The sequence below is a fragment of the Pseudomonas sp. HMSC08G10 genome (genome assembly GCF_001808425.1).
GTDB lineage: Bacteria > Pseudomonadota > Gammaproteobacteria > Pseudomonadales > Pseudomonadaceae > Aquipseudomonas > Aquipseudomonas guariconensis.
Genome location: NZ_KV793297.1, coordinates 1 through 13,232, shown reverse-complemented (window position 1 = coordinate 13,232; position 13,232 = coordinate 1). Strand labels below are relative to the sequence as shown.

At 62.0% G+C, this 13,232-nt stretch carries 16 protein-coding genes; 7 read left to right on the top strand and 9 right to left on the bottom strand.

The window, feature by feature from the left end; all coding sequences use genetic code 11:
- Positions 1 to 4: 4 nt before the first annotated feature.
- Positions 5 to 1,066 carry an AI-2E family transporter gene (locus tag HMPREF3173_RS05445; RefSeq protein WP_070571834.1) on the bottom strand — a complete coding sequence of 354 codons (1,062 nt, stop codon included), beginning with the start codon at positions 1,064 to 1,066 and terminating at the stop codon, positions 5 to 7.
- A gap of 122 nt (positions 1,067 to 1,188) precedes the next feature.
- On the opposite strand from HMPREF3173_RS05445, the gene yegQ reads away from it, so the two are divergent.
- The 3 genes from yegQ (at position 1,189) to HMPREF3173_RS05430 (ending at position 3,632) form a co-directional block, all read left to right on the top strand.
- Positions 1,189 to 2,532: a prephenate-dependent tRNA uridine(34) hydroxylase TrhP gene (gene yegQ / locus HMPREF3173_RS05440; RefSeq protein ID WP_070571833.1), complete on the top strand. Its 1,344-nt coding sequence runs from the start codon at positions 1,189 to 1,191 to the stop codon at positions 2,530 to 2,532.
- A gap of 234 nt (positions 2,533 to 2,766) precedes the next feature.
- Positions 2,767 to 3,195, top strand: coding sequence for a DUF411 domain-containing protein (locus HMPREF3173_RS05435; protein WP_043209122.1), 429 nt, complete (start codon positions 2,767 to 2,769; stop codon positions 3,193 to 3,195).
- Positions 3,195 to 3,632, top strand: a complete 438-nt coding sequence (locus HMPREF3173_RS05430; RefSeq protein ID WP_070571832.1) for a YqaA family protein — start codon at positions 3,195 to 3,197, stop codon at positions 3,630 to 3,632. The genes HMPREF3173_RS05435 and HMPREF3173_RS05430 overlap by 1 nt, the downstream gene beginning before the upstream one ends.
- A 54-nt stretch (positions 3,633 to 3,686) precedes the next feature.
- Here HMPREF3173_RS05430 and HMPREF3173_RS05425 read toward each other — a convergent pair whose 3' ends face one another.
- The 6 genes from HMPREF3173_RS05425 to HMPREF3173_RS05400 form a co-directional block, all read right to left on the bottom strand.
- Positions 3,687 to 4,271 carry a DinB family protein gene (locus HMPREF3173_RS05425; RefSeq protein WP_043209118.1) on the bottom strand — a complete coding sequence of 195 codons (585 nt, stop codon included), beginning with the start codon at positions 4,269 to 4,271 and terminating at the stop codon, positions 3,687 to 3,689.
- An 11-nt stretch (positions 4,272 to 4,282) separates the two neighbouring features.
- Complete coding sequence (zapE, locus tag HMPREF3173_RS05420) at positions 4,283 to 5,389, bottom strand: cell division protein ZapE (protein WP_043209116.1); 1,107 nt, start codon at positions 5,387 to 5,389, stop codon at positions 4,283 to 4,285.
- A 62-nt stretch (positions 5,390 to 5,451) separates the two neighbouring features.
- The gene (locus HMPREF3173_RS05415; protein WP_070571831.1) at positions 5,452 to 6,591 is read right to left on the bottom strand and encodes a PQQ-dependent sugar dehydrogenase; all 1,140 of its coding nucleotides are present in this window, start codon (positions 6,589 to 6,591) and stop codon (positions 5,452 to 5,454) included.
- 22 nt (positions 6,592 to 6,613) lie between these two features.
- Positions 6,614 to 6,934, bottom strand: coding sequence for a hypothetical protein (locus HMPREF3173_RS05410; protein WP_043209110.1), 321 nt, complete (start codon positions 6,932 to 6,934; stop codon positions 6,614 to 6,616).
- A gap of 195 nt (positions 6,935 to 7,129) precedes the next feature.
- The gene (gene speB, locus HMPREF3173_RS05405) at positions 7,130 to 8,095 is read right to left on the bottom strand and encodes an agmatinase (protein WP_070571830.1); all 966 of its coding nucleotides are present in this window, start codon (positions 8,093 to 8,095) and stop codon (positions 7,130 to 7,132) included.
- Between the two features lie 27 nt (positions 8,096 to 8,122).
- Complete coding sequence (locus HMPREF3173_RS05400) at positions 8,123 to 9,202, bottom strand: extracellular solute-binding protein (RefSeq protein WP_070571829.1); 1,080 nt, start codon at positions 9,200 to 9,202, stop codon at positions 8,123 to 8,125.
- A 102-nt stretch (positions 9,203 to 9,304) separates the two neighbouring features.
- On the opposite strand from HMPREF3173_RS05400, the gene HMPREF3173_RS05395 reads away from it, so the two are divergent.
- Together HMPREF3173_RS05395 and HMPREF3173_RS05390 are read left to right on the top strand one after the other, a co-directional pair.
- Positions 9,305 to 10,195, top strand: a complete 891-nt coding sequence (locus HMPREF3173_RS05395; protein WP_070571828.1) for a LysR family transcriptional regulator — start codon at positions 9,305 to 9,307, stop codon at positions 10,193 to 10,195.
- A 90-nt stretch (positions 10,196 to 10,285) separates the two neighbouring features.
- A complete protein-coding gene (locus tag HMPREF3173_RS05390) occupies positions 10,286 to 10,765 on the top strand; it encodes an LEA/WHy family protein (protein ID WP_043209101.1) in 480 nt (159 codons plus the stop codon).
- An 18-nt stretch (positions 10,766 to 10,783) separates the two neighbouring features.
- Here the strand turns inward: HMPREF3173_RS05390 and HMPREF3173_RS05385 are convergent, their stop codons facing one another.
- Positions 10,784 to 11,047, bottom strand: coding sequence for a hypothetical protein (locus HMPREF3173_RS05385; protein WP_070571827.1), 264 nt, complete (start codon positions 11,045 to 11,047; stop codon positions 10,784 to 10,786).
- 126 nt (positions 11,048 to 11,173) lie between these two features.
- Here HMPREF3173_RS05385 and HMPREF3173_RS05380 point away from each other — a divergent pair, with 126 nt between their 5' ends.
- Positions 11,174 to 11,494 (top strand): ElaB/YgaM/YqjD family protein, encoded by a 321-nt coding sequence (locus HMPREF3173_RS05380; protein WP_070571826.1) that lies wholly within the window; start codon positions 11,174 to 11,176, stop codon positions 11,492 to 11,494.
- Between the two features lie 21 nt (positions 11,495 to 11,515).
- On the opposite strand, the gene HMPREF3173_RS05375 is transcribed toward HMPREF3173_RS05380, so the two are convergent.
- Positions 11,516 to 12,133, bottom strand: coding sequence for a MiaE family protein (locus tag HMPREF3173_RS05375; RefSeq protein WP_070571825.1), 618 nt, complete (start codon positions 12,131 to 12,133; stop codon positions 11,516 to 11,518).
- Positions 12,134 to 12,286: 153 nt separating this feature from the next.
- Between HMPREF3173_RS05375 and HMPREF3173_RS05370 the strand changes: the two genes are divergently transcribed.
- Entirely contained in the window at positions 12,287 to 13,150 is an 864-nt protein-coding gene (locus tag HMPREF3173_RS05370) for a universal stress protein (RefSeq protein ID WP_070571824.1), read from the top strand.
- The last annotated feature ends 82 nt before the right edge of the window (positions 13,151 to 13,232 follow it).

The following is a 13,232-nucleotide window of genomic DNA, read 5'->3' as shown; positions in this document are numbered from 1 at the left end:
AAGGTCATGACGGCAACTGTACCTGCAACCGACTGGTGAAGATCGCCCAGCTGGACATGAACAGCGCGGCGATCAGCGGGCCGATGACGAATCCGTTGAGGCCGAACACCGCCAGGCCGCCCAGGGTGGAAATCAGAATCAGGTAGTCGGGCATCTTGGTGTCCTTGCCCACCAGGATCGGCCGCAGCAGGTTGTCCACCAGACCAATCACCAGCACACCAAAAGCGATCAATACCACCCCTGGCAGTATTGCGCCGGTGGCCAGGAAATAGACCGCCACCGGCGCCCAGACGATGCCCGCCCCCACCGCTGGCAACAACGACAGAAACGCCATCAATACGCCCCAGACCAACGCACTGGGAATGCCCAGCACCCAGAAGATAAGACCACCCAGCGCCCCCTGGGTAATGGCCACCAGCAGATTGCCCTTGACCGTGGCACGTACCACACGGCTGAACTTCAATTGCAGGCGACGCTTTTGCTGCTCGGGAAGCGGCACGGCCAGCCGTACCTTGCGCGCTAGCTCGCCGCCTTCTCGCAGGAAGAAAAACAACAGGTACAGCATGATGCCGAAGCTCACCAGAAAATCGAACGTACCCTGACCAAAGCTGAACGCCTGGCCCGCCAGGAACTGGCTGCCTTGCGTGGCCCACTTGGTGATCTTGTCCCGCAGCCCTTCCAGATCGCCCATGCCCAGGCGCTCCAAGGCGTTCTGGACGAAGGCCGGCAACAATGACTTGAAACCTTCCAGATGACCGGCGATATCCAGCTCGCCCTTCTCGATGCGCTGATACAGGCTAGCGCCCTCCTGCACCAGCAAGGTACCAATGATGATCACCGGCAAGATGGCGATCAGCAGGCACACCAGCAACGTCAAGGCTGCCGCCAGGTTGCGCCGTCCCCCCAAGCGCAGCATCAGGTCACGCTGCAACGGGGAGAACAGGATGGCAAGGATCACCGCCCAGAACACCGCACCGTAGAACGGCAGCAAGATCCACAGGAAGGCGATGGTCACCAACGCCAGGAGGACAGTCAGGGCCTTGTTCTGCAGTGCGGTCTGGTTCATGGAGTTTTCTCGCGGGGGTCATCCCTTTAGTGCCCGCCGCTTGGGCAAAAGTGCCGTTGATCCAGATCAATGTCGCATCGACGTGCTGGCTTTAGCATCCGCGCCTTTGCCCCGGTGCGCACATGACCCCTCCCGCCAAGCCCGAACTGCTGGCTCCCGCCGGCACCCTCAAGACCCTGCGCTACGCCTTCGCCTACGGTGCCGATGCGGTCTATGCTGGCCAGCCGCGCTACAGCCTGCGCGTGCGCAACAACGAGTTCGACCACGCCAACCTGGCGCTGGGTATCCGCGAGGCGCATGCCTTGGGCAAGCGCTTCTACGTGGTGGTCAACATTGCGCCGCACAATGCCAAGCTCAAGACCTTCATCAAGGACCTCGCCCCGGTCATCGAGATGGCGCCCGACGCCCTGATCATGTCCGACCCGGGCTTGATCATGCTGGTTCGCCAGCACTTCCCGCAGATGCCGATCCACCTCTCGGTGCAGGCCAACACGGTGAATTGGGCCAGTGTCGAGTTCTGGAAGCAGCTCGGCCTTAGCCGGGTGATTCTCTCGCGCGAGTTGTCGCTCGAAGAGATCGAGGAAATCCGCCAGCACGTGCCCGACATGGAGCTGGAAGTGTTCGTCCACGGCGCCCTGTGCATGGCCTACTCCGGTCGCTGCCTGCTGTCTGGCTACCTGAACCGTCGAGACGCCAACCAGGGCACCTGCACCAATGCCTGCCGCTGGAAATACCAAGCCACCCCGGCCACAGAGAACGCTACCGGTGAAATCGTCCAGCAGGTCGAGCCGACCCTGGGCATCGGCGCGCCGACCGAGCAGGCGTTCCTGCTTCAGGAAAGCAACCGCCCAGGCGAAGAAATGCCAGCCTTCGAAGACGAACATGGCACCTACATCATGAATGCCAAGGACCTGCGCGCCATCCAGCACGTGGAGCGGCTCACCCGAATGGGTGTGCATTCGCTGAAGATCGAAGGCCGGACCAAGTCGCACTTCTACTGCGCCCGCGCCGTCCAGTCCTACCGTCAGGCCATCGACGATGCCGTGGCCGGACGGCCCTTCGATCGCGGCTTGATGGGCAATCTGGAGTCCCTCGCCCAACGGGGCTACACCGAAGGCTTCCTGCGACGCCATGTGCACGATGAGTACCAGAACTATCAACGCGGCAACTCGGTCTCCGAGCGCCAGCAGTTCGTGGGCGAACTGACCGGCGCACGGGTGGAGGGTCTGGCCGAGGTCAAGGTGAAGAACCGTTTCGCCGTGGGCGATCACCTGGAACTGATGACCCCGCGGGGCAACTATCACTTCGACCTGAATCACCTGCGCGACCGCCATCAACAGACCATCCAGGTGGCGCCAGGCGATGGCCATGTGGTTTACCTGCCCATTCCCGAACAAGTCTCTCTGGAATACGGATTGCTGATGCGCGACCTGGAATTGGAGCACAAGCGCCTGACAGATCTGTAATGCTGCGTTCAGGCCGCTGACAGCTGGCGAAGGCGAACATCGTGCAGGCCGCCGGTACAGGTGGCAACCGACTGCGCTGCGCCAGAAGGCCGGTTACGCTATGCTGCGGGTCAATTCAGGGTTACGGGCCGCCCTTCCAGACCACGCTGTTCGCGCGTGTCCCAGCACATCGCGGACATGCAAGCGGCCCATCCAGACGCCAGTATCTGCCTGCGTATCTAGAGGACTATCACCATGCTGCGCAAACACCTGTTCTCCCTCGGCCTTCTGGCGATTGCCGGCCTGGCCCAGGCCGCCGAGACCATCGACGTCTACCGCGACCCCAATTGCGGCTGCTGCAAGGAATGGATCAGCCACCTGCGGGAAAATGGCTTCACGGTCAACGATCACGTCGAGCCAAACATGAGCGAGGTCAAGCAGCGCCTGGGCGTAGCCCCACGTCTTGCGTCCTGCCATACCGGAGTGATCAACGGCAAGTTCGTCGAAGGTCATGTGCCGGCCGAACAGATCCGCCTGCTCGCCAAGCGTAATGACCTCAAGGGCATCGCCGTCCCGGGCATGCCCATGGGCTCGCCCGGCATGGAGATGGGTGACCACAAGGACGCCTACCAGGTCATCGGCCTGACCCAGGAAGGCAAGGACGAAGTGCTGGCCAACTATTGATGCTCAGTCTCTGGGCGCTGTTTCTCAGCGCCTTCGGTGCCGCCACCTTGCTGCCGCTGCAATCGGAGGCGGTGCTGGTGGGGTTGCTGCTGCGCCAACCCGAAGCCTGGGTGACGTTGCTGCTGGTGGCCACCCTCGGCAACGTGCTGGGCTCGATCGTCAACTGGCTGTTGGGGCGGGCCATCGAGCACCTGCGCGATCGACGTTGGTTCCCCTTCAGTGCCCAACAGCTGGAGCGCGCCCAGCAGCGTTATCACCGCTGGGGACAATGGTCGCTGCTGCTGAGCTGGATGCCGGTGATCGGCGACCCATTGACCTTGATCGCCGGCATCATGCGTGAACCGTTCTGGCGCTTCGTGCTGCTGGTGACCTTGGCCAAGGGCGGGCGCTACCTGGTACTGGCGATGATCACCCTGGGCTGGATGCACGGACGCTGACCGTAGTCCGACGTTGAGCCTTGCAAGAGCAGTCTCGCACGAGGCCTGCCGCCCTTACGAGCGTCCCCAGACCAACGCCTCGGTCCATCCCAGCTCGGCGAAGTCATCGGCCCGAAGGCAAGCCTCCTCTTCACAGAAGAACTCGTCCAGCTGAGGCGGACGCACCGTCGTATCACTGAGCATGGCGTGCACCTGGCCACGATGATGGATCTGATGCTCGAACAGGTGCGACAGCAAGCGCAGGCGTTGCTCACGCTGCAGGCGATCCGGACGCACGATGCTCACGTAACGTTGCAATTGGTCATCGCGCAGAAGCTGGCAATAGGCAATCAGCCGGTGGTCGGCCTGGGCCTGCTCGGCATGCAGGTCTGCACAGGTGGCAAAAGGCTGCTCGGGCTCGAAAAATCGCTCGCCGTCCGGGTCCGGTGCCTCCCCGCGCTGTTCGCACTCCAGCGCATGCAGGTAGAACCAGTCCACCGTCAGGAGGTGGTTGAGCGTGGCCTTGATCGAAGGAAAGAAGCTGCAACGAGGGGCGACGAACTCGTCCTGGGTCAGTTGCAGGCATGCCTTGTATAGGCGGTGGTTAGCCCAGCCATTGTTGTAGGCCTGGGTCAGCAGATGATGCGACAGCGGCTCCATGGTCGACTCCTTCAGGCGAAGCGTTGCAGTTGCATCTCCCGTAGCCGGCTCAGGGTCCGCTGGTACGGGAACGCCAGATACCCTTGAGTGTAGAGCGCTTCGAGCGGGACTTCGGCTTCCAGGTACAAGGCGACCCGACGGTCGTAGCATTCGTCGACCAGGGCGATGAAGCGACGCACGCTGTCATCCTTGGGTGCCAGCGTCGGCAAGTCGCGGTCTCCGGCCACCACTCGCTGGGCCCCATCTTCGGTGCCACGTGCAATGCGTCCCGCCCGCTGGGCACCGCCCAATGCCGGGATGCCTTGGACTAGAATCGCCGAAAAGCGGTCGCACAGCCCCATGAACTCCAGCGCCGACAAGGGTTGCTCGCACACCTCGCTGAAATGGCACCAGATCGCCTGTTCACTGCGACGAATCACGCGGATTTGCCGCGAACCGATCGACAACGGCTGGTCAGTGGCAGGCCCGTCCTGGCTCAGTTGATCGAACACAGCCCCCAGGGCCGTGGGCCGCCCGGGTTCAGCGACCCAATAGCGTTGTCGAAGGGCGCCTGGATGCAGGCGATGGTCCTGCTCGCCCGCCACGTTCAGCACACGCATGTGCCGCCCGATGGCGGCGATCGCCGGCAAGAAGCGCTCACGGTTGAAACCGTCTCGGTAGAGCTGCTCCGGCGGCTGGTTTGAGGTGGCGACGATCGTCACCCCCTGGTCGAACAGGGTCTGAAACAGGCGCCCCAGGATGATTGCGTCGCCGATGTCACTGACGAACAGCTCATCGAAGCACAACACGCGGATCTCGGTCGCCAGGGCCTTGGCCAAGGCCTGCAAGGGGTCACGGGTGCCATTGAGCTGGAACAGCCGCTGGTGCACCCAGGCCATGAAGTGGTGGAAATGCTGGCGTCGGGACGGGACCTGCAGACTGCGGTGGAACTGATCCATCAGCCAGGTCTTGCCTCGCCCGACCGGGCCCCAAAGGTACACGCCCAAAGTGGGCTTGCCCAATCGCAGCGCCTCGAAACACGCCTGGAGCGCGTCCACTGCCAGCGCCTGGGCGCCGTCATGGACGAACCCATGCTCGTCGATAGCTTGGCGATAAAGGGTTTGCGGATCGAAGGACATGCCCTGACGCTCGGTAAAAGAACGCATCCTACGCATTCGGGCTTGCTGGGGGCAAACGCCCGTCAGTCTTCGCTCAATCCCACCCTGAGCAGCGCCCCGTCCTTCGCATCGGTCAACACATATAGATAACCATCCGGCCCGATCCGCACGTCTCGGATGCGCGCCTTGAGCTCACCCAGCAGGCGCTCCTCATGCACGATCTTGTCACCCTTGAGCTGCAAGCGAATCAGCTCCTGCGTAGCCAGGGCACCGATGAACAGGTTGTGGTCCCAGGCCTTGAAGGTCGGGCTGTCATAGAACGCCATGCCGCTGATGGCGGGCGACTTTTCCCAGACATGGTGGGGAGGCTGGGTGCCCTCCACGTGCTGGCCCTTGGCTTCGGGGATCGGTAACAGCGAGTAGTTGATTCCATGGGTCGCGATAGGCCAGCCGTAGTTCTTGCCGGGCTCAGGAATGTTGATCTCGTCACCGCCCCGGGGCCCGTGCTCGTGAGTCCAGAGCTTGCCAGTCCAAGGGTTAAGCGCGGCGCCCTGCTGGTTGCGATGGCCAAAGGACCAAATTTCGGGGCGCACGTTGGCCTGACCGACGAAAGGGTTGTCCTTGGGAATTTCGCCATCCGGGAGGATACGCACGATCTTCCCTTGGAGTTTATCCAGGTCCTGAGCGGTGGCACGCTGGTTGTTCTCACCCAACGCGATAAAGAGATAACCGTCACGGTCGAATACCAGGCGTGAGCCGAAGTGGATGCCTTCAGAGAGCTTCGGCTGCTGGCGGAAGATCACTGTGAAATGCTCCAACCGGGCGAGATCCTGGGACAGCTGGCCACGACCGACCGCGGTACCGGCCTTGCCGTCGGCGCCTTGCTCGGCATAGGAGAGGTATATCGTGCGGTCCTTGGTGAACCCGGGGGACAGCACCACATCAAGCAGTCCGCCTTGCCCCTGGGCCCAGACCACAGGCACACCGCTCAGTGGCGGACCGACCTTGCCCTCGGCACTGACCACCCGCAGGTTGCCGGGGCGCTCGGTCACCAGCATTCCCTGGCCGCCTGGCAAAAAGGCCAAGGCCCAGGGGTTGCGCAAACCTTCGGCAATCGTGCTGACCGTCAGTTGCCCCTCCTCGCTGGGCAAGCGCTGTTCAGGAGCCGCTTGGGCCAACAGGGGTATCAGGGCGAAGGTGGCCAGCCAGGTTCTACGGGTCATGCTCGGTTCCTTCCAGTGGGGCTCAAGGCGCGCGTTGGTTATCACGCGGCGGCCGAGTAGGTTCCAGGTTCGGGCTTTGCTGCTCGCGCCGCAGGTTATCGCCATTGCCTATGCCACGGTTGTCCAGCGTTGGAGGCCGGATGATCGGCTGAGTGGACGGCCCGCGGACCGGAGGTGTGGCCTGCATGCTGCCTTGGCGACTATTGGGGTTGGCGCGCTGGATCGGGCTGTTGTAGGGATTGTTGCGGTCGGCGGCAATGAGCAACGGTTCGGGGAACGGTGCGGCCGACAGCGGCAGGCTCAGCGAAAGGCCGATAACCAGAGCGGATATCGTGGGATTCATGCTCCACCTCCTATACGCAACCGCGCGCTAAAGCGTTGGATAGCCTAAGACGCGACAGGTTCGCAGCAAAAGTGCGAATCCAGGGAGAGAGGTTTCCTGATGTTTCAGTATGAGCCCAAGGGATTGCCCTGCTGGGCTTTCGCGACACAAGGACCACTCATCGCTCAATGGCGCGAGCGGCCTTGATCGAGGTTCTCAAACCTTGGCGTCGACCTTGTGCCGAGCGGCATACAGGCAAAGCATCTCCATGGCCAGCGTGGCGCCAGCCAGGGCGGTGATGTCGGCGTGGTCATAGGCCGGCGCCACTTCCACCATGTCCATCCCCACCAAGTTGATGCCGCGCAGCCCGCCCAGGATCTCCAGCGCCTGCACCGTGCTCAGGCCGCCACAGACCGGCGTACCCGTGCCAGGTGCGAACGCAGGATCGAGGCAGTCGATGTCGAACGTGAGATACACCGGTCGATCTCCCACGCGCTGGCGGATCGCCGCGATCACAGCCTCGGTGCCCTGACGGTGCACCTGGCGCGCGTCGACAATGGCAAAACCCTGTGTGTCGTCATTAGTGGTGCGCAAACCGATCTGCACAGAACAGGAGGGGTCTACCAGCCCCTCACGGGCTGCGTGCCAGAACATGGTGCCATGATCGATACGCTTGCCCTCCTCGTCCGGCCAGGTATCGCTGTGCGCGTCGAAGTGGATCAGCGCCAAAGCTCCGTGGCGCTCGGCATGGGCCTTGAGCAGTGGATAACTGATGAAATGATCGCCCCCGAGGGTCAACATGGCGCACCCAGCGTCGAGGATCTGCCTGGCATGGGCCTCGATGCTGGCCGGGACCGACTCGGGTGTACCACTGTCGAAAGCGCAATCGCCATAGTCGATCACCGCCAGATGATCGAAGGGGTCGAACGTCCACGGCCAATGTCTGGCCCAGGCCTGCTGCACCGAGGCGGCGCGGATGGCCCGCGGTCCGAAGCGGGCCCCGGGACGGTTGCTGGTGGCGGTATCGAACGGCACACCGCTGACCACCACATCGACGCCGCGCAGGTCACGGCTATAGCGGCGCCGAGAGAAACTGGTAATGCCAGCGTAGGTGCTTTCTGCAGCGGTACCGTAGAGGCTATCGCGGGTCATGGCCTGGTCATTGTTGTGGGCGTGTTCCACGGTCGAGCTCCTGGTTGTCGTTATTCGTTACTGACGGCTGCGAAACGCAGTCCACATCCGATTGCGCTGGCGCAAGTCGGACAGCGCCATGCCGCGGTCGCCATACAAGCGCTGGCGGACCTCGGCGGATGGGTAGATGTCCGGGTCGTTGCGCACGGCATCGTCCACCAGTGGCGTGGCAGCCTGGTTGGCATTGGCAAAGAACAGCGTGTTGGTCAGTTCGGCCACGGATTCAGGACGCAGCATGAAGGCGATGAAGGCGCGAGCAGCCTCCGGGTGCGGGGCGTCCTTGGGGATGACCAAATTATCCTGCCAGACCAACGTCCCCTCGCGCGGGATGCGGTAGATCACTTCGAAGGCCTTGCCGGCACGACGCGCCTGGTCAGCAGCCATCGCCGCATCGCCGTTGTAGGTCAACGCCAGGCATACGCTGCCGTTGGCCAGGTCATTGATCTGCCGGCCGTTGGCCACGTAGCTCACCGAGGGCTGCAACTGACGTAGCAAAGCCTGAGCGGCATCCAGATCGGCCTTGCTCTGGCTGTATGGGTCTTTGCCCAGGTAATTGAGCGTTACGCCGATCACTTCCTGAGGCGAGTCGGGCAAGGCGATGCCACAGCCTTTGAGGCGACTGGCGTATTCGGGTTTGAACAGCAGATCAAGGCTGTCCAGCGGTACGTCCCCCAGACGTTCTCGCACCGCCTCGACATTCACACCCAACCCCAGGGTGCCCCAGGTGTAGGGCACCGCATAGCGATTGCCGGGATCGGTCTCGGCCAGCTTGGCCAGCATATCCGGGTCGAGGTTGCTGTACCCGGGCATTTCTTGGGCCTGCAAGGGCTGCAACGCATTGGCCTTGAGGGCCCTGGCCAGCACCGTGGATGAAGGCACCACCACGTCATAGCCGCTACCGCCGGTGAGCAGTTTGGTCTCCAGTACTTCGGGCGTGTCGAAGGTGTCATAGCGCACCTTGTAACCGGTCTGCTGCTCGAATCGCTTGAGCGTCGACTCCGCGACGTAGTCGGCCCAGCTGTAGAGGTTGACGACCTTCTCTTCGGCCTGGAGCGGCAAAGCCAGGACCAGGGACAGCAGACACAGCGATCGACGCATGGCGAACACCTCGGCAAATGAGTGGATGCCGTCAGCATGCCAGCCGGGTTACATTGAAAAAATCGCAAGTTTGCAAAGCTGACATTCACCAGGAGTGATGTAATGCTCGGACAACTGCACGACCCGGACCTGCACCTGCTGAGGCTGTTCGTCACTGTAGTCGAGGCCGGCGGCTTCAGTGCCGCTCAAGGCGTGCTGGGCCTGAGTCAGCCCAGCATCAGTCAGCAGATGGGGCGCCTCGAAACCCGCCTGGGATACCGCCTGTGCAGGCGTGGCAAGGGTGGATTTCGCCTGACCGAAAAAGGCGAGTTGCTGCTCAAGGCTACCCGGGAGTTACTGGTCCAGATCGAGCAGTTCCGTCAGCAGGCCAATGGTGTGGGCGGACGGCTGCTGGGGTCGGTACGCATCGGCATGGCCGAGAACCAGGACGCCAGCGTCACGCTTCGTCTGGCCAATGCCATCGCACGCTTTCGCCAACGCGAGGAGTCGGTGCAACTGGAGTTGATCAGCGCGCCGCCGGCTGAGCTCGAGCGGCTGCTTCTCGAGCAGCGCCTGGACTACGCCATCAGCTACTTCTCCGGTAGCCAGGCTGCGTTCGATTACCAGCCGCTGTTCAACGAAACCCAACGGCTGTATTGCGGCCAGGGACACCCGTTGTTTTCGGTTATGCAGGTGTCGGGGGAGGAGTTGCTCGAAGCTGACCAGGTCCGCCACCCCTACCGCTTCCTCAAAGCGGGTGAGCCCTTCCAGAGCCGACGCAGCTCTGCCTTGGCCGAGCAGATCGACAGTGCCTTGACCTTCATCCTTTCGGGGCGCCACATCGGCTACCTGCCCCTCCATTGCGCCGCGTCCTGGGAGACGCGCGGGCTGCTACGGGCGTTGGATCCGGGCCTGGATTTCAGCGTGCCCTTTACCCTCGCCCGGCATCGTGCCCAAGCACCGGGTGAGGCGCAGCAAGCCTTTGCCGAAGACCTGCGGGAGGCCTTCGCCTGAGTCTTTCGGAGGACTCTGTACAGAGGGTCTTTCAACGCCTGCACCCTTTTGCCACACTGCGGGCTTGATCGTTACGCCAAGGCCATTGCCATGACCACTCGCCGCCTCCGATTCTGGCTGATTGCCCTGTTGGCCTTCACCCTCAATGCCTGCGCCCTGTTCCAGGCGCGTGATCCATTGAACATCAGCGTCGTCGGGATCGAACCACTGCCGTCCGCGGAGCTTGAAATGCGCATGGCAGTGAAAATCCGTGTGCAAAATCCCAACGAGGCGCCTGTCGATTTCAACGGCATTGCGCTCAAGCTTGAGGTCAACGGCCAGCCCCTGGCTGCCGGGGTCAGCGATCAGAAGGGGCACATTGGCCGCTACGACGAAGCGGTCATCGTCGTGCCCATGAGCGTCACGGCCTTTGCGATGGTGCGCCAAGCCTATGGTTTGGGAAGGCTGGGCTCACTGCAAGGGTTGCCCTACGTGCTGCAGGGCAAGATGGCTGGCGGCCCCTTAGGGACCGTGCGCTTCACCGACAAGGGCAAGCTCGACCTGCCCACTGTCGGTAGCGCGACCTGGTGATCGCGTAGGCGGTGTGGATCAGCGATTGCTGCTGGCCGCGGCCATCATCTTGTTGACTTCGCTGCGCACCATGTTGGCGAACTCAGGGGGCGACATGCCATCGAGTTCGGCGCGAACCCATTCCGCCCATTTGCTCTTGCGCCGCGGCTTCTCACCGATCAACCGCGCAGCCTCGCCCTTAGCCTTGCCGAGGTTGTTCTGCCAATGTTCGAACAGCCGGGACTTCTCTGCCTCGATCTGTGCCCGTTCCTCGAAGCTTCTGTTGGCCAGATTGAAACTCATGGGATTACCTACCGCTTGAAAATGGCCGCTATCTTACACTGTAGCGGCGAGCAACCGTTACGCCGCGGCAACTTTCCGCACGGCGCGGCATCCATTGCTCAACCCCCTACGATCGAGGACACATTCATGGCCAGGAAAATCGCCGCGCACAGCGACAACGAACAAATCAAGGACCAGGTTTTCAGCGAACTGCAGGCCTTGATCGAAGAATCGGAGCGTCTGCTCCAAGACAGTGCTGCGCTGGTGGGGGACGAGGCCGATACCTTACGGGCACAGGTCGCCCTCAAGCTGCGCCAAGCACGCCAGGCCGCGGATACCCTGCGAGGCAAGGCACAGCCTGCGATAGAAGCTGCCGAGCACTATATGGGCGGACACCCATGGCAGACGGTGGCAATCTCTGCGGGTGTGGGGCTGGTGATCGGCCTTGTGTTGGGCCAGCGACGCTGACTCGCCCGATCACCGGACCGCTCAGGCCGCCATGGCCATTGGGATACCGCTGTGGAAGCGCAGTTCCTGATCTGGCGAACTGATCAGTTCCGCCTCGGCTTCACGCACCTGCTCTACGACCCGAGCGATGTCAGTGGCCTCACCATATTGGTGGGCCAACTTGAGGTAGCCTTGGTAATGGCGCGCTTCGCTCTTGAGCAGGCCGTGATAGAAGGCCCCGAGCTCTTCGTCCAGGTGCGGTACCAACGCTGCGAAACGCTCGCAACTGCGGGCCTCGATGAAAGCACCAACCACCAGCGTATCGACCAGCTTGACAGGTTCGTGAGCCCGCACCAGGCGCCGCAGACCGGACGCATAACGCCCCGCCGACACCGGTCGCAACGGAACACCACGACGCTTCATCAGGCGCAGGACTTGCTCATGATGCACCAACTCCTCACGGGCCAGGCGCGACATCATGTTGATCAGGTCAAGATGGGTGTTGTACTTGGCGATCAGGCTCAGCGCGGTACTGGCGGCCTTGAACTCGCAGTTTTTGTGATCGATCAACAAGGTTTCCTGGTCGGCGAGCGCCGCTTCGATCCAAGCGTCGGGGGTAGGACAGCCCAGGAAGGCATCGATTTCAGGAATCAGGGACATAAGCTCACAACGACAGGCCAACGGCAGGATTGGCGATTATACCGGCGGTGGCGCTGATCGCCAGCGACTATGCTGATACATATCAAGCGGCACTGCGCGGGATGCTGACTATAGTCAGCCACTGGCCGCCACCTACCAAGGGAGTTAATGCCCATGCAAGCCGTCCGCAGCATACTCGTCGTCCTGGACCCCGAACACGCCCACAGTCGCGCCTTGACACGCGCCAAGCTCATCGCCGGGGTGACAGGCGCACGCCTGCACTTGCTAATGTGTGACAAGCGCCAGGACCACAGTGCCCTACTCAGCCTGCTGAGCAGTCAGCTACACGATGACGGGTATGACAACATCACCCATGAACAGACCTGGCATGAAAGCCTGCATGAATCCATCATCGAGGTGCAGCAGGCCGAAGGTTGCGAACTGGTCATCAAGGAGCACCGGCCAGACAATCCACTGCGCAAGGCACTGCTGACCCCTAGCGATTGGAAACTTCTGCGCTATTGCCCCTGTGCAGTCCTAATGGTGAAGAACGAGCGGCCCTGGACGGGAGGCGCGATTCTTGCCGCTGTGGATGTAGGCAACAACGATGAAGACCACAGGCGTCTACATGCCAGCATCATCGACCATGGCTATGCGATTGCCGGCCTGGCCAAGGGTGACCTGCACGTCATCACCGCCCACCCTTCTCCCATGCTTTCGGCGTCTGACCCGACTTACCAGCTCTCCGAAACCATCGAGCAGCAATATCGCGAAGCCTGCACGGCCTTTCAGGCCGAATTCGGTATTTCTGATGATCACTTGCACATTGCCGAAGGCCCGGCAGACGTTCTTATTCCTTACACCGAAAAACAGCTCGATGCGGTGGTGACCGTTATGGGTACTGTGGCCCGCACAGGCATTTCCGGTGCTTTGATTGGCAATACTTCGGAAGTGGTTCTCGACGCCTTGGAAGGGGACGTGTTGGTCCTCAAGAGTGAAGAGGCGACCGCACACCTGGCAGAGCTGGCGCGTGGCTGACGGAGCCAGGGCAGCGACGCGATTTGTATAGGCGTTTATTTCAGAGACCTAAAAGACAAAACCCCTACCTGCTCACGCAGAT